General features: G+C 73.4%; 17 protein-coding genes and 1 riboswitch. Of the genes, 11 read left to right on the top strand and 6 right to left on the bottom strand.

The window, feature by feature from the left end:
• Window positions 1-101 precede the first annotated feature (101 nt).
• Genes cobN through PJ985_RS12770 form a run of 3 tightly spaced genes read right to left on the bottom strand, consistent with a single transcriptional unit; the run spans window position 102 to window position 6,297 of the window.
• Window positions 102-3,785, bottom strand: a complete 3,684-nt coding sequence (gene cobN, locus PJ985_RS12780; protein ID WP_271683825.1) for a cobaltochelatase subunit CobN — start codon at window positions 3,783-3,785, stop codon at window positions 102-104.
• Complete coding sequence (locus tag PJ985_RS12775) at window positions 3,782-5,287, bottom strand: cobyric acid synthase (protein WP_271683824.1); 1,506 nt, start codon at window positions 5,285-5,287, stop codon at window positions 3,782-3,784. The genes cobN and PJ985_RS12775 overlap by 4 nt, the downstream gene beginning before the upstream one ends.
• Complete coding sequence (locus PJ985_RS12770; RefSeq protein WP_271683823.1) at window positions 5,284-6,297, bottom strand: cobalamin biosynthesis protein; 1,014 nt, start codon at window positions 6,295-6,297, stop codon at window positions 5,284-5,286. The genes PJ985_RS12775 and PJ985_RS12770 overlap by 4 nt, the downstream gene beginning before the upstream one ends.
• Window positions 6,298-6,433: 136 nt before the next feature.
• A riboswitch (cobalamin riboswitch) is annotated at window positions 6,434-6,562 on the bottom strand.
• A gap of 314 nt (window positions 6,563-6,876) precedes the next feature.
• Here PJ985_RS12770 and PJ985_RS12765 point away from each other — a divergent pair.
• The 6 genes from PJ985_RS12765 to PJ985_RS12740 all read left to right on the top strand — a co-directional run bounded on the left by PJ985_RS12765 (window position 6,877) and on the right by PJ985_RS12740 (window position 13,561).
• Window positions 6,877-7,548, top strand: a complete 672-nt coding sequence (locus PJ985_RS12765) for a class II aldolase/adducin family protein (protein ID WP_271683822.1) — start codon at window positions 6,877-6,879, stop codon at window positions 7,546-7,548.
• A gap of 100 nt (window positions 7,549-7,648) precedes the next feature.
• Window positions 7,649-8,785 carry an alpha/beta hydrolase gene (locus PJ985_RS12760; protein WP_271683821.1) on the top strand — a complete coding sequence of 379 codons (1,137 nt, stop codon included), beginning with the start codon at window positions 7,649-7,651 and terminating at the stop codon, window positions 8,783-8,785.
• A gap of 116 nt (window positions 8,786-8,901) precedes the next feature.
• The gene (locus tag PJ985_RS12755) at window positions 8,902-10,266 is read left to right on the top strand and encodes a hypothetical protein (protein ID WP_271683820.1); all 1,365 of its coding nucleotides are present in this window, start codon (window positions 8,902-8,904) and stop codon (window positions 10,264-10,266) included.
• Between the two features lie 208 nt (window positions 10,267-10,474).
• On the top strand, window positions 10,475-12,073 hold the full coding sequence (locus PJ985_RS12750; RefSeq protein ID WP_271683819.1) for an ABC-F family ATP-binding cassette domain-containing protein: 1,599 nt from the start codon (window positions 10,475-10,477) through the stop codon (window positions 12,071-12,073).
• Window positions 12,074-12,487: 414 nt separating this feature from the next.
• Window positions 12,488-12,709, top strand: a complete 222-nt coding sequence (locus PJ985_RS12745; protein ID WP_271683818.1) for a helix-turn-helix domain-containing protein — start codon at window positions 12,488-12,490, stop codon at window positions 12,707-12,709.
• Between the two features lie 75 nt (window positions 12,710-12,784).
• Window positions 12,785-13,561, top strand: a complete 777-nt coding sequence (locus PJ985_RS12740; RefSeq protein WP_271683817.1) for an enoyl-CoA hydratase/isomerase family protein — start codon at window positions 12,785-12,787, stop codon at window positions 13,559-13,561.
• On the opposite strand, the gene PJ985_RS12735 is transcribed toward PJ985_RS12740, so the two are convergent.
• Window positions 13,554-14,336, bottom strand: a complete 783-nt coding sequence (locus PJ985_RS12735) for a hypothetical protein (RefSeq protein ID WP_271683816.1) — start codon at window positions 14,334-14,336, stop codon at window positions 13,554-13,556. The two genes, PJ985_RS12740 and PJ985_RS12735, sit on opposite strands and share 8 nt — an antisense overlap.
• Window positions 14,337-14,621: 285 nt before the next feature.
• Between PJ985_RS12735 and PJ985_RS12730 the strand changes: the two genes are divergently transcribed.
• Genes PJ985_RS12730 through amaP form a run of 5 tightly spaced genes read left to right on the top strand, consistent with a single transcriptional unit; the run spans window position 14,622 to window position 17,021 of the window.
• Window positions 14,622-15,062 (top strand): Asp23/Gls24 family envelope stress response protein, encoded by a 441-nt coding sequence (locus tag PJ985_RS12730; RefSeq protein WP_271684031.1) that lies wholly within the window; start codon window positions 14,622-14,624, stop codon window positions 15,060-15,062.
• Between the two features lie 53 nt (window positions 15,063-15,115).
• A complete protein-coding gene (locus tag PJ985_RS12725; RefSeq protein WP_271683815.1) occupies window positions 15,116-15,310 on the top strand; it encodes a hypothetical protein in 195 nt (64 codons plus the stop codon).
• A 14-nt stretch (window positions 15,311-15,324) separates the two neighbouring features.
• Complete coding sequence (locus tag PJ985_RS12720) at window positions 15,325-15,705, top strand: Asp23/Gls24 family envelope stress response protein (protein WP_443033474.1); 381 nt, start codon at window positions 15,325-15,327, stop codon at window positions 15,703-15,705.
• The gene (locus PJ985_RS12715) at window positions 15,702-16,409 is read left to right on the top strand and encodes a DUF6286 domain-containing protein (protein ID WP_271683814.1); all 708 of its coding nucleotides are present in this window, start codon (window positions 15,702-15,704) and stop codon (window positions 16,407-16,409) included. Before PJ985_RS12720 ends, PJ985_RS12715 begins: the two co-directional genes overlap by 4 nt.
• Window positions 16,410-16,424: 15 nt before the next feature.
• Entirely contained in the window at window positions 16,425-17,021 is a 597-nt protein-coding gene (gene amaP, locus PJ985_RS12710) for an alkaline shock response membrane anchor protein AmaP (RefSeq protein ID WP_271683813.1), read from the top strand.
• A 34-nt stretch (window positions 17,022-17,055) separates the two neighbouring features.
• Here amaP and PJ985_RS12705 read toward each other — a convergent pair whose 3' ends face one another.
• A complete protein-coding gene (locus PJ985_RS12705; RefSeq protein ID WP_271683812.1) occupies window positions 17,056-17,907 on the bottom strand; it encodes an SURF1 family cytochrome oxidase biogenesis protein in 852 nt (283 codons plus the stop codon).
• 31 nt (window positions 17,908-17,938) lie between these two features.
• Complete coding sequence (locus PJ985_RS12700) at window positions 17,939-18,991, bottom strand: DEDDh family exonuclease (RefSeq protein ID WP_271683811.1); 1,053 nt, start codon at window positions 18,989-18,991, stop codon at window positions 17,939-17,941.
• Window positions 18,992-19,170 lie beyond the last annotated feature (179 nt).

Genomic DNA, 19,170 nt, shown 5'->3' with positions numbered 1-19,170 from the left:
CACTCCTTCGAAGGGCCGGCGGCGCCCGGGGCCCGCCGCTTCCCGGGAATCCGCCCGGCGGTCCGTGGGCCGGACCCGGCCGGCCGGGTTGCGGCCGGAACTCATGCCGGACTCCCCGGACCGCCGTCCGCCTCACCCTCGAGGTCGCCCTCGAGCGCGAGATAGGTCTGCCGGAGCTGCTCCAGCGTCTTCGGATCCGGCTCCGCCCACAGGCCACGCTCGGCGGCCTCCAGCATCCGTTCGGTGATGCCGCGCAGCGCCCAGGGGTTGGACTTCTTCATGAAGTCCCGGTTCTCCGGGTCGAAGACGTACTCGCTCGCGAGCTTTTCGTACATCCAGTCGTCGACCACGCCCGCGGTCGCGTCGAAGCCGAAGAGGTAGTCGACGGTCGCGGCCATCTCGAAGGCGCCCTTGTAGCCGTGCCGCCGCATCGCGGCCATCCAGCGGGGGTTGACCACCCGGGCCCGGAACACCCGGTGCGTCTCCTCGCCGAGCGTCCGGGTCTTCACCTGGTCCGGTACGGCGGAATCCCCCACGTATGCCTCCGGCGAGTCGCCGGTCAGGTGCCGCACCATGGCGACCATGCCGCCGTGGTACTGGAAGTAGTCGTCCGCGTCGGCGATGTCGTGCTCCCGTGTGTCGACGTTCTTCGCCGCCACCTGGATCCGACGGAACGCGGCCTCCATGTCACCGCGGGCCGCCCGTCCGTCCAGATCCCGGCCGTAGGCGTACCCGCCCCAGACCGCGTACACCTCGGCCAGGTCGGCGTCCGAACGCCAGTTGCGGGCGTCGATCAGCGGCAGCAGACCGGCGCCGTAGGCGCCCGGCTTGGAGCCGAAGATGCGGGCCGTGGCCCGGCGGCGGTCGCCGTGCCCGGCGGTGTCCTGGTCCGCGTGGGCCCGTACGTGGTTCCGGTCGGCCGGTTCCTCCAGCTCCGCCACCGCCCGTACCGCCTCGTCGATCAGGGCGATCACGTGCGGGAAGGCGTCGCGGAAGAACCCGGAGATCCGCACCGTCACATCGATGCGCGGGCGGCCCAGCTCCGGCAGCGGGATGATCTCGAAGCCCGTCACCCGCCGCGAGGCGTCGTCCCACACCGGGCGGCAGCCCAGCAGGGCCAGGATCTCGGAGATGTCATCGCCCTGGGTCCGCATGCACGAGGTGCCCCACACGGTGAGGCCCACCGACGCCGGGTAGCTGCCGTGGTCGGCCAGGTGCCGGGCCAGGAGGGAGTCCGCCAGGGCGCAGCCCACCTCCCAGGACAGCCGTGAGGGGATCGACTTGGGGTCCACCGAGTAGAAGTTCCGCCCGGTCGGCAGCACGTTGACCAGCCCCCGGGTCGGTGACCCGGACGGCCCGGCCGGGACGTAGCCCCCGTTCAGGGCGTGCAGGACGTTCCCGATCTCGTCCCGGGTGCCGGCCAGCCGGGGTACCAGCTCCTCGGCCGCGAACTCCAGCACCGCGACCGCCCCGGGCAGTTCGGTGCCGAGCACCTCCGTCACCACATTCCGCACCGCCGGAAGCGCCCAGTCCCGCTCCTCCATGCCGAGGACCAGCCGGCGGGCCAGCTCCTCCAGCAGATCGACGGCGTCCGAGGCGGTGCGGGCCGGGCCGGCGGCCAGCGAGGTCAGCGCCTCGGGCACCGCCAGCCGGGCACCCGGCTCGGCGAGCAACTCCTTCTCCACCAGCCCGGCATGCTCGGCCAGCACTGCCCGGAGGCCGGGCAGCGCGCCCCCGACCCCGCCCCACATCTGTGCCGAACGCAGCACGGCAAGTACCAGGTTGACGCGCGGCTCGCCCACCGGGCCGTCGCCCAGGATGTGCAGGCCGTCGCGGATCTGCACGTCCTTGATCTCGCACAGCCAGCCGTCGACATGCATCACGAAGTCGTCGAAGGAATCCTCGTCCGGCTGCTCGTCCACGTGCAGGTCGTGGTGCAGCTCCGCGGCACGTACCAGCGTCCAGATCTGACTGCGCACCGCCGGTGCTTTCGCCGGGTCCAGGTCGCACACCAGCGCGTACTCGTCCAGCAACTGCTCCAGCTTCGCCAGGTCGCCGTAGGAGTCGGCGCGCGCCATCGGCGGCACCAGGTGGTCCACCACGGTCGCGTGCCCTCGACGCTTGGCCTGCGTGCCCTCGCCCGGGTCGTTGACGATGAACGGGTACACCAGCGGCAGTTCGCCGAGCACCGCGTCCGGAGCGCAGCCGGCCGACAGCCCGAGCCCCTTGCCGGGCAGCCACTCCATCGTGCCGTGCTTGCCCAGGTGGACGACCGCGTCCGCGCCGAAGGTGTGGTCCAGCCAGCGGTAGGCGGCCAGGTAGTGGTGGGAGGGCGGCAGGTCCGGGTCGTGGTAGATGGCGATCGGGTTCTCACCGAAGCCCCGCGGCGGCTGGATCATGACCACCGCGTTGCCGAACTGCAGGGACGCCAGCACGATGTCGTCACCGTCCACGTACAGCGAGCCGGGCGGCTCGCCCCAGTGCTCCCGCACCGCGTCCCGCAGCCCGGGGTCCAGGGCCGCGAACCACTCCTGGTAGTCCCGCAGCGGTACGCGGGCGGGCGCGGAGGCCAGCTGCTCCTCCGTCAGCCACTCCACGTCGTGCCCGCCCGCGGCGATCAGCCGGTGGATCAGCTCGTCGCCCTCGCCGGGGTATCCGGGCACCTCGTAACCCGCCGCCCGCAGCGCGTCCAGCAGCCGCACCGCCGAGGCCGGGGTGTCCAGGCCGACCGCGTTGCCGACCCGGGAGTGCTTCGTCGGGTAGGCGGTGAAGACCAGGCCGAGCCGCTTGGTGCGGTTCGGGGTGTGCCGCAGCGCCGCGTGCCGCACCGCGATCCCGGCGACCCGGCGGGCCCGCTCCGGGTCCGCCGCGTAGGTGAAGATCCCGTCGCCGTTCTGCTCCTTGAACGAGAACGGCACCGTGATCAGCCGGCCGTCGAATTCCGGAATCGCCACCTGCATGGCGGCGTCCATCGGTGACAGCGCCGCGTCCGAGTCCTCCCAGGCCGCCCGCGAACCGGTCAGGCACAGGCCCTGCAGTACCGGCACGTCCAGCTCGGCGAGCGCCCCGATGTCCCAGGCCTCGTCGTCCCCGCCCGCCGAGGCGTCACTCGCCCGGGTGCCTCCGGAGGCCAGCACCGTCGCGATCAGCGCGTCCGCCCGGCCCAGCAGCCGGTACAGCTCCGGGTCCGCTCCCCGCAGCGAACCGCAGTAAACGGGCAGTGCGTTGGCGCCGCGCTCCTCCAGCGCGTCACACAGTTCGTCGATGAACGCCGCGTTCCCGGACAGCTCGTGAGCCCGGTAGAACAGCACCCCTACGGTGGGCCGGCCGGGGCGCTGCTCGCGCTCCCCGCGCACTCCGAAGGCGGGCATCCGCCGCGGCTCGGCGAACCCCTGGCCGGTCAGCAGCACCGTGTCGGACAGGAAACGGGTCAGCTCCGCCAGGTTCCCCGGTCCACCCTCGACGAGGTACTTCAGGGACTCCGCGACGACACCGGCCGGCACCGTCGACTCGGCCATCAGCTCGGCGTCCGGCACCGACTCACCGCCCAGCAGCACGGTGGGGATCCCGGAGGCCCGCAGCGCGGCGATGCCGTCCTCCCAGGCGCGTTTGCCGCCCAGCAGCCGCAGTACCACCACGTCCACCCCCTCCAGCAGCGCGGGCAGCTCCCCGGCCACCTCGACCCGGACCGGGTTGGCGATGCGGTACGGGGCGCCCGACGCCCGGGCGGCGAGCAGATCGGTGTCGGCGGTGGACAGCAGCAGAACGGTGGTACCCGTGCTCATGGCGCTCCCGGAGGTACGAAGGGGAGGCCGCTCGGGGCGCCCTCCTCGATGAGCCGCAGCAGTGCCGCGGTGTCGGCGTGTTCCTCGATGAGGTCTCCCAGCCTCTCGAGCTGTTCCTCGCGCAGTCCGGCGAAACAGGTGTGGGGTGCCGGGACGAAGGCACGGCCCGCCTCGGCGGCGACCCGCCGCAGAAACGCCCGGCGGAAGCTGTCGCTCTCCAGGGAGCCGTGCCAGTGCGTCCCACGGACGGCCCCGGACCGGCAGCCGTCCAGGAAGGGCTCCCCGCCCCGCACCTCGGCCACACCGTGGTGGATCTCGTAGCCCTGCACCGGTTCGCCGAACTCCTCGCCCGAAGGCCGGGCCAGGGTCTTCTCGGGGCTGAAGCGCACCCGGACCGGCAGCAGACCCAGCCCGCGGACCGTCCCGGCGCGGGACTCCACCTCGTCCTCGATCCGTTCGCCCAGCAGCTGGAAACCGCCGCAGATGCCCAGCACCGGCCGGCCCTCGGCGGCCCGCCGGGAGAGCGCAGCGGCCAGGCCTCGGTCACGCAGCCACTGCAGGGCCCGCACGGTCCCGCGGGTACCGGGGATCACCACCAGGTCGGCGTCCGCCAGCTCCTCGGCCCGGTCGGTGAACCGGACGGCCACGCCGGGCTCGGCGGCCAGCGCGTCCACGTCGGTGAAGTTGGACATCAGCGGCAACGGCAGGACCGCGACCCGCAGCACCTCGGCGCCGTACGGCGCGGCAGCGGTGTTCTCCCGGAAAACGCCGCGCGGGGACAGACCCAGACCGTCCTCCTCGTCGATGCCGAGCCCGTCACGATGGGGCAGCACCCCCAGGAACGGCCGCCCGGTCAGCCGGCTCAGCATCTCCAGCCCCGGCTCCAGGAGCGACACATCGCCGCGGAACTTGTTCACCAGATAACCCGCGATCAGTTCCTGGTCCCCGGCGGACAGCAGCGCTGTGGTGCCGAAGAACGAGGCGAACACACCACCACGGTCGATGTCGCCGACCACCACGACGGGCAGCCGCGCCGCGCGGGCCAGCCCCATGTTGACGATGTCTCCCTGCCGCAGGTTGATCTCGGCCGGACTGCCGGCGCCCTCGCAGATCACCGCGTCATGAGTGGCGCGCAGCTCGGCCAGGCAGTCGGTCACCGTCCGCAGCAGCCGGCCGCGCCGCTCCTGGTGGTAGCCCCGCGCCGTCAGCTCCCCGGCGGGCTTCCCCAGCAGGACCACCTGGCTGCTGCGCTCACCACCGGGCTTGAGCAGCACCGGGTTCATCAGGGCGTGCGGCTCCACGCGGGCCGCCGCGGCCTGCATGGCCTGCGCCCGCCCGATCTCGGCACCCTCCCGCGTCACGTACGAGTTGAGGGACATGTTCTGGGCCTTGAACGGCGCGACCTTCAGACCCTGACGGGCCAGCCAGCGGCAGATGCCGGCGGTGACCACGCTCTTGCCGGCGTCCGAGGTGGTCCCCGCCACCAGCAGCGCGCCGGTCATCCCCGCACCTCCGGTCCCGCAGGCCCCGCGGCCCGACGTGACCGCCGTGCCCGCAGGGCGGCGACGGCCGGCCGGGCACCTGTGGTGACCAGCAGCGAGAGCAGGCCCACGCGTCGCGAGAGCCGAACGGCCCGCTCGATGTCCGCGGGGGCGACGGCCCGGCCCGCCGGGTTGAGGACCGGGCGGTGCTCGGCCCGGCCGCCGTAGGACAGCGCACCGCCCAGCCGGACGCCCAGGGCGCCGGCGAAGGCGGCTTCCACCGGACCGGCGTTGGGACTGGGGTGCCGGGCCGCGTCCGCCCGCCAGGCCCGGACCCCGCCGCGCGGGTCGGGCCCGGCGGCGACGGCAAGCGCCGCGCCGAGCCGGGAACCGGGCAGCCCGGCGGCGTCGTCCAGCCGGGCCGACGCCCAGCCGAACCGCAGGTGGCGCGGCGAACGGTGACCGACCATCGCGTCCAGGGTGTTGACGGCCCGGAACCCGGCCAGCCCGGGAACCCCGGCGACCGCCCCCCAGACCAGGGCTCCCACCACGGCGTCCGAGGTGTTCTCGGCGACGGACTCGACGACCGCGCGGGCGAGCCCGTCGGCGTCCAGCGCCTGGGGGTCCCGGCCGCACAGGCGGGGGAGCAGCTCCCTGGCACGGTCGAGATCTCCCTCGCTCAGCGCGGCGGCCACGTACCGCGCCTCCCGGGCCAGGCTGGTGCCGCCCAGCGCCGCCCAGGTGGTGAGGGCGGTCAGCGCGGCCGGCGCGAGGGCGGCGGGGCCCCGGCACTGCCGTGCGGCACGGGAGGCCACTGCGGACAGGGCGGCGGCGGTGAGGACCGTTCCGCCGGCGCACAGCGCGGTGTACCGGACTCCGGCGGCCCGCTGGTCTCGCCACATGCCACGTTCGGCAGCCGCGGCGGCCCGCCCGAAGGCGGCCACCGGGTGGCCCCGGCGGGGGTCGCCCAGGAGCAGGTCGGCCAGATAGCCCAGGCCCATGCCGTACGCAAGTGTGTGATGCGCACGCATGTGGTCAGCCCGCCGTCGCACCTCGTGCGGGCAGGGGACAAGGAGGAGGTGGTGACGAGGGCAGGTAAGAGCTGCCTGGCATGGCGATGGTCCTCACTCAGGGTCCGCGCCCTGGCTCGACTCGACCGGCGGCGAGAGTCTCCTGGCTCCCGGATCCGCGCATCCCCCGGCCTTCCAGCCCGTAACTCCGGGCCGTGACGTTCGGGTTGGGGGAGCGCTCCCCGGTGACAGTGGCGGGACCGCGCCGGATTCGCACCGGCTTCCTCTCCTGCCGCCGTATTGGCTCAGGAGAGTCCACCACGCGCGGCGAGGGGCGTCAACTCCGCCTTGACCTGCGACGGAAGGTGTGAGCAGTCCCACGGCCGGCCTGGATCCCCCGCCCCGGCGGCGGGCGGCCCGGCAAGGTGACAGGACACCAGGACCCGGTGCCGCACACCGCGGCCGACCGGACCGGGCGGGCCACAGGGGAGAGAGCCGGGCCTAGGGTGAGCAGCGCAACGAACGCCGAAACCGGCGCGGTGTCCCGCCCCGACCGGGGGACACCGGCGCCCGTGGCGCCGGGAACGGAAAGGGCGAGGCATGAGTGACCCACGGATGAACAGCCCGGAGCTGCGGACCGCGTGGCGGGAACTGGTGGCGGCGGCCCGCCGAACCGTCGCCGACGGCCTCGTCGTCGGCACCTCCGGCAACCTCTCGGTGCGGCTGGGCGACATCATCCTGGTCACCCCGACCGGAGTCCCTTACGACCGGCTCGGCCCCGAGGACCTGCTCGCCGTCGACCGGGACGGCCGCCGCAGGGCCGGCACCCTGGAACCGACCAGCGAACTGCCCCTGCACCTGGCCGTCTACCGCAGCACCGACGCGGCGGCGGTCGTGCACACCCACGCGGTGCACGCCACCGCCGTTTCCACGCTCGTCGACGAGCTGCCGCCCATCCACTACCTGGCGGCCGTGTTCGGCGGCCCCGTCCGGGTCGCGCCCTACGCCACCTACGGCTCCGAGGAACTCGCCGCGCACCTGCTCACCGCGCTCCGCGACCGCAGCGGCTGCCTGCTGCGCAACCACGGCACCCTGGTGTACGGCCGCAGCCTCGAGGAGGCCTGCGCGAACACCGCGCAGCTGGAATGGATGTGCCGGGTCTGGCTCGCCGCCTCCTCCGTCCCCGGCCGCACCCCCAGTCTGCTGCCCGCGGCCGAAGTCGGCCGGGTGGCGGAGAAGCTGCGGTCCTACGGTCAGCCGCGCGGCGGCTGAGCACGGCCCCCCGCGCAGGTGCGTCCCGCCCTGTCCGCCGACCGCGTCCCGCCCGCGCGTCCGGTCGCCGCCCCGGCGTGATGCCTGCATCCTGGGAGATATGCGTCGGCGAACCTCGGCGGCCCTGGCCGCGACAGCTCTGTTGGGTGCCGGGGCGGCTGCGGTCGCCGCCGGCCGGATCGCCGGTGGCGCCGCGCTGCGCACCCACCCCGAACGCGGGGAGCCGGCCGGGTTCCACGGCCCGGAGCTCACCGTGCACAGCGTGGAGTCCGACCGGATCGCCCTCACCCGCACCCTGGCCACCCTGCGCCCCGGCCGGTACGGCATTTCCGGCCGGACCTGCCGTGCCGTCGTCGGGCCGGTACTCGACGAACCCGGTGAGGCGGACACGGTGGTGCGCCGCCTGGAGCGGATCAGCCACGGGGACCTCACCGCCGGCACGCGGGTGAAGCTCACCCCGCAGCTGTACGAGGGGGATCCGCACTCCGCTCTGGGCATCACCTGCGCGGACGTGGACATCCCCGGTGCGGACGGAAAGCTGCCCGCCTGGTTCGTGCCCGGCCACCGGGACACCTGGATCGTCACCCTGCACGGGCTCGGCTCGGGCCGGGAGCATCCGCTGAACGTTCTCCCCTTCCTGCAGCAGCACCGGTTCCCCGTGCTGCTGCCCGCATACCGGGGCGACCTTGGCGCCCCGCCCCTCCCGGACGGCCTGAGCCGGCTCGGCACCCAGGAGTGGCGGGACGCCGACGCGGCCGTCCATTACGCCGTGCGCTTCGGAGCCCGGCGGGTGCTGCTGTACGGCTGGTCGGTGGGAGCCGCCATGGCCCTGCACACCGCCGCCCGCTCCGCGCTGCGCGACCGGATCGCCGGGATCGTCCTCGACTCACCGGTGCTCGATCCTGCGGCCACCCTGCGGGCGCTGGCCGCGGACCGCGGCGTCCCCCGGCCACTGCTGCCGCTGGCCGTCGCCGCCGCCCGCGCGCGCATCGCCTTGGACCACGCCACCCCGCCGGACGCGGACACCCGGCCGGACGGGGCACCCCGTCCCATGCTGCTGGTGCACGGCCCCGCGGACTCCGTCGCCCCCTGGGATGTCTCCCGCCGGTTCGCCGACCGGCACCCCGCCAACGTCACGCTGCACAGTGTCGCCAACGCCGGGCACGCCGCCATGTGGAACGCCGGCCCGAGCAGTTACGAGGAGGCGCTGCGCCGCTTCCTCACCCCACTCATCTGAGTCGCTGTACGGGGAGTTTGGGCTTTCGTGCCCTCAGCGGTGAGACTGCTTCCGTGACGTACTCTCCGCGCGAGCCCCGGCTGCATCTTCTTCCCGGAGTACCCGAAGTCCCCGGAGTGCCTGCACAACCCACCGCTGCCACGAAGGACGCCTCGTCGGCCGCCCGTCGCCGGCCCGCCCGGCCGCCAAGGGGTGCCCTCTCCCAGGAACAACTCGCCCGGCAGGCCAGGGCGTTCCTGTCCGATGCGGTGCGGCTGGCCCGCTGGGCGCACCGCACCGGCACCGCGCCCGGACCGGACCCCGGGGCGGCCTCCGGGGAGCTCGGCCTGACACCCGGCCAGGTACGCGACCACTGGAGCCGCGCGCGGCTCGCGGGACTGGTCGAGTACGGGGCGGACGAGGACGCCGAGGGCGGAGTCCGGGCGGGCTGGCGGCTGCGCGCCTGGGAACGCGACGACTCCGCCGTCCTGCGCGGCTGGGTCGCGCTCTTCGACGGCTGGTCGCTGGCCCGGTCCGCACCCGACGACGCCGACCCGCACGCGGTGGCCGAGGTGGTCAGCGCCGTCCCGCAACTCCTCTCCGTGATGCAGCTCTCCGACGGTCCCGTGACCGAGGCCGGACTGCGTGAACTGCTGCTGCAGCGGGTCGCCGAGCTGCGTGCCGAACGTGCCGAGGCCGCCACCGCCGGTGAGTCCGACGGCCCCGTGCCGGGCCAGGCACCCGGGGAGGAGGCGGAGCTGGTCCGGCTGCTCGGCTGGGCCCTGGACGCGCTGGCCGCCGTCGGCGCACTCAGCCTGCAGGAACGCGACGGCCTTCCGGCTCGGGCCCGGCTGACGGAGCTCGGCAGCTGGGCGACCTGGACCAAGCTGGAACACATCTGCATCGCCGCCCAGAGCCCGGTCGGCAACATCGAACAGTCCGCGGTGGGCATGCTTCGCGGCTGCGCCACCCTCACCCCCGGTCCGGCCCGCGCCGAGTACCGCGCCTGGCTCGCAGCCCGGACCACCGGACCGGCGGTCGCCGAACTGCTGGACGCCGCCCGGGGGGAGGACGCGCTGATCCGAGGGCTGGCCTTCGAAGCCCTGCGGGTCGTCGGCGCCCCCGCCCAGGACGCCGTCCGCGCCGTCACCGAGGAGCCCGCACTGCGCCCGTACGCCCTCCTGTGGCTCGCCGAGCAGGAGACCGGCGAGCCGGAGGACGGCACGGAGGCCCTCCTCACCGTGCTCACCCGCGAGGAGGCGACCTGGCTGTGGGTCGACACCGCCTCCGCCGCGCACGACCACGGCGCCGCCCGGCTGCTGCTCGACCACCTGGAGGCCGCGGTGCAGCCGACCGTCGGCGCACTGCTCCAGGAGGTCCGCACCTGCGGGCACCCCCGTACGGTGCAGGTCCTGCTGGCCCTGGCCGCCGTCCACCCGGAGCCCGCGGTCGCCCGCCGGATCCGGCGGGCAGCATTCCAGCTGCACACCGGAGGCTCGTGACGGCCCCCGGCCGTCCCGCCGCCCGGCCCCGGGCGGCGGGACGGCGGGTGGGGGAGGGCTTGCGCCGCGCCGTTAGACTGGCCGCATGGACATTCCGTTCCTCGTGCATTAGCGGGCATACCGCCGCGCGACGCCGGCCGGCCACGCTTCCTCGTCGCGCGCTCTCGCAGTCCCTGCCCGTACGCATCCCTGCCCTGGAGTTCTGTCCATGATCACCGCCACTGCCGTCGAGCTGCGCGCCGGCGCCCGTGTCCTCATCGAATCCGCTTCCTTCCGTATCGCCAAGGGTGACCGCATCGGCCTGGTCGGCCGCAACGGCGCCGGCAAGACCACGCTCACCAGGTGCCTGGCGGGGGAGGGGGTGCCCGCGGGCGGGACCATCACCCGCGGCGGTGAGATCGGCTACCTCCCGCAGGACCCGCGCACCGGGGACCTCGACTCTCTGGCCCGGGACCGCATCCTGTCCGCCCGTGGCCTGGACACGGTGCTGAACAAGATGCGGGAGAACGAGGACCGGATGGCGAACGGGCAGGGCGCCACCCGCGAGCGGGCCATGAAGAAGTACGAGCGCCTGGAGACCGAGTTCCTCACCAAGGGCGGCTATGCGGCCGAGGCGGAGGCCGCCACCATCGCGGCGAGCCTGGGGCTCCCGGACCGCATTCTCGGGCAGCAGCTGCACACCCTTTCCGGCGGTCAGCGGCGGCGTGTCGAGCTGGCCCGCATCCTGTTCTCCGACGCCGACACCCTGCTGCTCGACGAGCCGACGAACCACCTGGACGCCGACTCGGTGGTCTGGCTGCGGGACTTCCTGCGGACCTACCGCGGCGGCCTCGTGGTCATCTCCCACGACATCGATCTTGTCGAGACGGTCGTCAACAAAGTCTTCTACCTGGACGCCAACCGCTCGCACATCGATGTCTACAACATGGGCTGGAAGCAGTACCTCGCCCAGCGCGAGGCGGACGAGAAGCGCCGCAAGCGCGAACGCGCCAACGCAGAGAAGAAGGCGGCCTCCCTCAACTCGCAGGCAGACAAGATGCGTGCCAAGGCCACCAAGGCCACCGCGGCCCAGAACATGGCCAAGCGCGCGGAACGTCTGCTGTCCGGTCTGGAGGCCGAGCGGCGGCAGGACAAGGTCGCCAAGCTGCGCTTCCCCGACCCGGCGCCGTGCGGCAGGACGCCGCTGACCGCGGAAGGACTCTCCAAGTCCTACGGCTCGCTGGAGATCTTCACCGATGTCGGTCTGGCCATCGACCGGGGCTCCCGCGTGGTCATCCTCGGCCTCAACGGAGCCGGCAAGACGACTCTGCTGCGCCTGCTGGCCGGAGTGGAGAAGCCCGACACCGGCCGGGTCACGCCCGGTCACGGGCTCAAGATCGGCTACTACGCGCAGGAGCACGAGACGCTGGATCCGGACCGCACGGTCCTGGAGAACATGCGCTCCGCCGCCCCCGACATGGACCTGGTCGCCATCCGGAAGACCCTGGGATCGTTCCTGTTCTCCGGCGACGATGTGGAGAAGCCGGCCCGGGTGCTGTCCGGCGGTGAGAAGACCCGGCTGGCGTTGGCCACCCTCGTGGTCTCCTCGGCGAACGTGCTTCTCCTCGACGAGCCGACCAACAACCTCGACCCCGCGAGCCGGGAGGAGATCCTCGGGGCGCTGCAGACCTTCACCGGCGCCGTCGTGCTGGTCAGCCACGACGAGGGCGCAGTCGACGCGCTCCAGCCGGAACGCATCATTCTGCTCCCGGACGGCGTCGAGGACCTGTGGGGCCAGGACTACGCGGACCTCGTTGCCCTCGCCTGAACCCTCGCCCCAGCGGCTTGACCCTCGCGGGAGCAACCGCCCGCGGGCCGGTGCGAGCACCGGGTGCTGGCCGCGGCTGAGCACCGTGCGCAGAGAGATGTGGATCTTTCGGCCCACTCCCGGTCCCTCATCCGGATGAGATTGGCTGGTGCACCGGCGTGGTGCCTGGTGCGGGCCACGCCCCGTGCCGGGCTCGGCACCGCGCTGCTCCCTCACCCCTGCTGACCTGCTGTTTTCCCTCCGCTCCGGTGGCTCGCCCGCGGTGGATCGCTGCCCCGGAAGGCCTTCCGGGCGGCCGGAGGACGGCTGCCGAGCCCTGCCGGACTCGTACCGACCTCGCCGAATGGGTGGCCAGGAACCGGGATAGGGGTGATCATGAGAGTTCAAGAGCGCACTTCCCATGAGGAGGCACGGGTGGCCGAGACTCTGAAGAAGGGCAGCCGGGTGACCGGCCCCGCGCGCGAGAAGCTCGCGGCGGACCTCAAGCAGAAATACGAATCAGGTGCGAGCATCCGGGCCCTGGCCGAGGAAACCGGCCGGAGCTACGGATTCGTGCACCGGATGCTGAGCGAAGCGGACGTGAGTCTGCGGGGCCGCGGGGGAGCGACGCGGGGCCGGAAGGCTGCCTCGTCCTGACCCGGAGTGGGGCGGTGCCCCCCGGATGGTTACTCTTCAGTAGTCACTTGCTGCTGAGTAACTCCGGAGGGTCCCATGAGCCTGCTCGACAAGGACGGTGTGCGCGTCACCGTCGACGACGCAGTGGCCACCGTCACACTCGCCAACGGAGCCAAGCACAACGCCCAGACGCCCGCGATGTGGCGGGCCCTCACCGAAGCCGGGCGTGTCCTGCCCGGCAACATCCGCGTGGTCGTGCTGAGCGGAGAAGGCCCGTCCTTCTCCGCCGGCCTCGACCGCCGCGCCTTCAGCCCGGAGGGCATCGGCGGGGAGCTGGCCTTTCACGAACTCGCCCGCGCCGGTGACGAGGCACTGGACACCCGCATAGCGGAGTACCAGGAAGCCTTCACCTGGTGGCGGCGCAACGACCTGGTATCGGTCGCCGCCGTGCAGGGCCATGCGATCGGCGCAGGCTTCCAGCTCGCCCTCGCCTGCGACCTGCGAATCTGCGCCGACGACGCCCGGTTCGCCATGCGGGAGACTTCCCTGGGCCTGGTCCCCGACCTGACCGGCACCCAGCCCCTGGTCTCCCTGGTGGGCTACGCCCGCGCCCTGGAGATCTGCGCCACCGGCCGCACCGTGCAGGCCGAGGAGGCCGAGCGGATCGGCCTGGCCAACCTGGTGGTTCCCGCCGCGGATCTGCCGGCCGCCGCCGCCGACCTGGCCGCGGCGCTGCTCGCCGCCCCCCGGAACGCCGTGATCGAGACCAAGGCCCTGCTGCGAGGAGCATCCGACCGCACCTTCGACGAGCAGCGCGCCGCCGAGCGTGCCGCGCAGGCCCGCCGGCTGCGGGACCTCACGGGACTCAGCTGACCTCGGTGACCGTGACGGCAACGCGTTCCGTCCCGGCCGCCGCCACCGTGACCCGGCGGGCGTCCCGCACCACGTCGAGGATCCGTCGCTCCCGGGAGACGGTCAGCTGCACCTCCACCTGTCCGTCCTCGGCCCGGACGGCCCGCACCGCACCGACCGGGGACGCGGACAGACGCAGCACCCCCGGCACGGCCAGGACCGCCGCGGCGACCGCCGCGGCGACCCCGGACGGAGGCACCGCGGCGGGGCTCCCGGCGTCTTCTCCGGCCCTCTCCACGGCCTCTCCGCCGCCGGCCTCCTCTCCGCCTGCGGCGTCCCCGCTGACCCCGGTCCCGTCCGGAGCCTCGTCCAGCAGCCCGGTCACATGCAGGTCGACCGCTGACACCTCGAGCCCGATCCGCTGCTCGGCAGCGCGGGCCAGCGCCGTGCGCAGGTGCTCCGCCGACTCGGGCAGCGGACGGTCCGCCGCCGCGGCGAACTCCGCGGTCATGCGCAGCGGCCCGGGCGGCAGCGCGCTTGCCGGGCGCGGTGGCCGGGCGTCCTGCGGGCCCTCTGCAGCCGCCCGGGCCGCTTCCGCGTCCGCTTGCCCGGGATCCGCCAGGGCAAGCCGCAGGCTTCCGAGCCGGACCCCCGGCACCGCGCCGGCGGCCTCCCGCAACACGACCTCCGCGGCCCGCTCCGCCAGCCACGCCCCTTCCGCAGCCGGCCCCAGGGGCACCAGCCTCCCGAACTCCAGCTGCCGACGTACAGCCTGTGCCAGCTGTTCCGCGCCCATCTGATCAGCCACCTTCCTGTTTGCGCTGTCCAGGTGATTTCCCGTGTTCCGTGCAGATCGGCCGAGCCTGGGTACAGCATGGCGTAAGCACCGGTCGGCGGCTGTGCTTTCCCCCGTCCGGCCGGTCGTCCGACAGGAACTGCGATCGGGACAGGCTTACTGTTGCCTTGGAGGCGCAGAGAGCTACTGTCCCCCCGGAAAGGTGTGAAGTCAGTGACCGACACCGAGAACCGCAACAGCAACGACCAGGCCGCCCAGCGCCAGGGGGCCTCCGCCAGTGGCACCGTGCCTTCGGCGGACAGTCGCCGGGGCTCCGGCGACCCTGCGGGCCGCGGCCGGACAACCATCGCCGACGGCGTGGTGGCGAAGATCGCCGGGCTGGCGGCCCGCGACATGCCGGGAGTCCACGCCATGGGCGGCGGGATGGCGCGCACCTTCGGCGCCGTCCGGGAGCGGGTGCCCGGCGCGGGCAGCGGAAAGTCCGCCACCCGCGGTGTGCGGGCCGAGGTCGGTGAGGTGCAGGCCGCCCTGGATCTGGAGATCGTGGTGGAGTACGGCGCCGCGATCCCGAAGGTCGCCGGCGCGGTGCGGGAGAACGTCATCTCCGCGGTGGAACGGATGACAGGGCTGGAGGTCGTCGAGGTCAACATCGCAGTGAGCGATGTCAAGCTCCCCGACGAGGAGGACGACGAGGACGAGGATGCGGACCGGCCCCGGCTGCAGTAGCGGGATGACCCGGGGCGGCCGGACAGCGGACACAGCGAGTGGAGGAGCGGACGATGAGCATGGCCGTAGCCGGCATGATTGCCGGCATGGCGCTGGGGTTCGCCGGATACTTCGGCGGCTTCGGGGCATTCCTGCTGGTGGCAGCCCTGGGCGCCGTCGGCTTCGTAGCCGGCCGCCTCACTGAGGGAGACCTGGAGCTGGGAGACTTCTTCCGGGGCCGCGGTCACAACGACGAACGGCGGCGTTGAGTCACGTGGAAGCCGTGGTCAGACCGCCCGAACGGGGTTCCCTCCGGATCGCCGAGCGGGTCGTGGCCAAGCTCGCCGCCCAGGCCGCTCGTGAAGCGCTGCGGGCCGCGCCGCAGGCCTCCCAGGTCCCTCCCGGCCGTGCCCGGAAGCCCTATGCCAGCGTGTCGGTCCGCCGCCACCCCGGGCCGGACGGCACCGGAGGCATGGCACGCGTCCGGATCGCCGTGGAACTGGGCTATCCCTCCGACATCGGGGCCCAGTGCGGAGCCGTCCGCAGCCGGGTCACGGAGCGCCTCGGCGAACTGGCCGGCATGGACGTCCCGGATGTGGGAGTGGAAGTGGAGCGGCTGCACTCCGCCCACGCGGACGACGACAGCGGAGGGAGGGTCGGATGAGCCACCCCACAGGTGAACCGGGCGAGCCGTCGACGGGGCCGCCGACGCTCGAGAAGAAGCCCTCCGGCGCCACCGCGGCTCCGCTGCCCGGCGGAGGTCCCGGCGGCGGTGACGAACCGGGCACCACCGGACGCGACCAGCCTGCGGCCCGGGCCGAGGACGGAGCAGCCCGCCGGTTCTGGTCCTCCCGCCGGGTACCCGCCGGGATCGTTGCGCTGGTGCTGCTCGCTGCCACCGCCCTCCTGCTGTACGACGTGGTCGCGGTCCGTGCCGACCGCCCTGCGGGCCGCTGGCGCACCAACCTCGCCGACGCGCTCGCGACCCGGCAGCTGGACGACCCCTGGGTCGTAGCCGGTGCCGTGCTCGCGGTGCTGCTCGGCATCTGGCTGCTGGTACTCGCCCTCACCCCGGGGCTGCGCGGTCTGCTCCCGATGCGCACCGAGAACGATACGCACCGTGCCGGCCTGCATCGCAGCGCCGCGGCCCTCATCCTGCGGGACCGTGCCATGGAGGTCTCCGGGGTCCGCTCGGCCCGGGTCACGGTCGGACGGCGGCGGGTACGGGCCACAGCGCAGGTCCACTTCCGGGACCTGGACGAGGTCCGCTCCGATCTCGACGCCGCACTGCACAGCGGGCTCGACGAACTCGGTCTCGCCCGGCGGCCCTCGCTTGCCCTGCACGTCCGCCGGCCGGCGAAGGGCTGAGGGGAAGAGGAGACGATGCTGACAACCGTGAACCGTGTTCTGCTGGCGCTGACCGGCCTGCTGCTTTTCGGTTTCGGGGCTGCGGCCCTGGCCGGCGCGCTCGACCTGGCGGAACGCTGGGGCTTCAACCACCCCGACGGGTGGTCCTGGCGCACCCCGCAGGACGTCCTGCTCACCCGAACCGACCGCACGCAGTGGCGGGACGAGGGCTGGTGGTGGCCGGTGGTCATCGGCGTCCTCGCGGCTCTGGTCCTTCTCAGCCTGTGGTGGGCGCTCGCCCAGCTCCGCAGGCAGCGGCTGTCGGAGGTACTGGTCGACAGCGGGGACGGCGTGGGTGCCGTGCTGCGCGGCCGGGCCGTCGAGGACGTGGTGACGGCGGAGGCGGAGGCACTGTCCGGCATCGACCGCGCCCGCATCGCTCTGGAGGGCTCCCGTACCCGGCCGCGGGCCCGGGTACGGCTGCTGCTCGCCCCGCACGCCCAGCCGGCCGACGCCGTCCACCGGCTGCGCACCGAGGCTCTGGAACACGCCCGGGTCTCCGCAGGACTTGAAGGGCTGCCCTCCGACGTGCGCCTGCGTGCGGCCAGGCACGGAGCTGAGCGCGTCAGCTGAGGGAACGCTCCGGGGCGGCGTACGCTCGCGCTCCTCAGGCCCGGGCGCCCGCCACCGGAGCCCGGCCGGGGTCCGGGGTCCGGTCCGGCTCCGGAGGCGTTTCCGCGCCTTCTTGAGGGGGCCGCCGGTCCTTCAGCTCACGACGGAGCAGGAGCACCCAGCCGACGGGTACGAAAGCCGCGAACAGCCACCACTGCAGCGCATAGGCGAAGTGGGCGCCGATCCCCCGGTGACCCGGCGCCGGCAGTGTCTCCGGCACCGGGGCCTCCCCTTCCGCGGCAGTTTCCCCGGGGGAGGTCCCGGTCAGCTCCAGGTACCCGCCGAGCGTGGGGCGGCCCAGCTCGGCGGCCCGCTGCTCGCTGCTGACCAGCATCACCATGCCCTCCGGAAGACCGGCCCGTTCCCGGATACCGGAGTTCTCCGGAGTCTCGTCCCGCATCAGCCGGCCGCTCACCGTCACCTCGCCGGAGGGCGGAGCGGACACCTCGGGCAGCCGGGTGGGGTCGTCGCCGGCCGGGACCCAGCCGCGGTTCACCAGTACGGCGCTGCCGTCCTCCTGGATCAGCGGGGTCAGGACGTGATAGCCCATCGCGCCGGTACCGGGATGGGTGCGCTGCCGGGCCACCACCTCCTGCCCGGCGTCGTACGTCCCGGTCGCGGTCACCGTGCGGAACCGGTCCTCCTCCGCCGGGCCTCGGGCCGGGGCCGTGAGCTCCGCCATCGGCACCGGATCCGCGGCCAGGCTGCCGGCGACCAGCTCGTTGCGCTCCACCCGCTCCTGGTGCCGGTGGAACTGCCAGAAACCCGCCTGCACCATGGCCGGGATCAGAAGCAGGGCGACGAGGGTGAGAAGCACCCACTGCCGGGTGAGCAGAAAGCGGTACACAGCATGCGACGGTACCCGAAGCCGGTCACGGTCAGCTCTCCGGGGCCGGGGCAGGATCATGCGCCGGGGCCTGGGCCGGGATCTCCGCCCCGGAGGCCGGCACGATCTCACGCAGCAACTGGGTGAAAGCGGCCTCGTCGAGCACCGGAGTGCCGTGCTGACGGGCCTTGGCCACCTTCGCCGTCGGGGAGCCCGGATCGTTGGTGACCAGCAGGCTGGTGAGCCGGGACACGCTGCCCGCGATGTGCAGGCCCGCTTCGTGCGCCTGGTCCTCCAGCAGCTCCCGGTCCGTGGAGGTGTCTCCCGAGAAGGCCACCCGCATGCCCTGCACCAGCGGGCCACCGGCCTCGTACCGGCCGGGGTTGGGGAACCGGCACGGCGGACGCCGCTTGGCGTTGCGCCACGTGCGCCAGGAGTCCTGACGCACCTCCTCCGGGCCACCGGCCGGGGAGTCCGTCCAGTCGGTGATCGGCCGGCAGGCCAGCAGCGGCAGCCGGATGCCCTCCCGGGCGGCCCGGTGCAGACTCGGCCGGAACGTCTCGGCAAGTACCCGCGCGTCGTCCAGCGCGTGGTGAGCACGCTCCTGCCGCACACCGTAATACGCAGCCAGAGTCTCCAACTTGTGATTCGGCAGCGGCAGGGCGAGCTCCTTGGCGAGCGCAATCGTGCACAGCCGCTGCTCGACCGGTGCCACACGGTCCGCCCGCGCGTACTCGCGGGCGATCATGGACCAGTCGAAAAAGGCGTTGTGCGCGACGAGCACCCGGCCGGCCAGCCGATCGCCGAACTCCTCGGCGATCTCGGGGAAGAGCGGCGCATCCGCCAGCATCGCTGCCGTCAGCCCGTGGATCCAGGTCGGTCCTGGATCACGCCGCGGGTTGACCTGGGTGTACCAGCGGTCCTGCACCGCACCCCGGGCATCCAGCCGGTACACCGCCGCGGACACGATCCGGTCATGGCGCGCGAGGCCGGTGGTCTCCACGTCCACCACGGCGAAGCCGTCCGGGTAGCCCGAAGGCCAGGGCCGGTTTGCGGTCTGCTGCGCAGGAATGTCAACTGCGGCTGCCTGGTGGTCTTCGAGCATGGTTCACGAGGATACGGCTCGCTACCGACACCACACGCACCCCCCGTCCGCATCACGCCGCCCTCGGGCCCACCCGCCGCCCTCGGGCCACCCCGGAGGGCAGCAGCACGGCCCGGTGCATCCTCCGTTCGCGGACCGCCCGCGCACAGTCGGCCGGTGAAAGGTCCCGCGGTCTGACG

It is taken from the genome of Streptomyces sp. ACA25, assembly GCF_028200735.1.
GTDB lineage: Bacteria > Actinomycetota > Actinomycetes > Streptomycetales > Streptomycetaceae > Streptomyces.
Note: the sequence above shows the minus strand (reverse complement) of the source record. Positions and strands in the feature narration are given on the sequence as shown.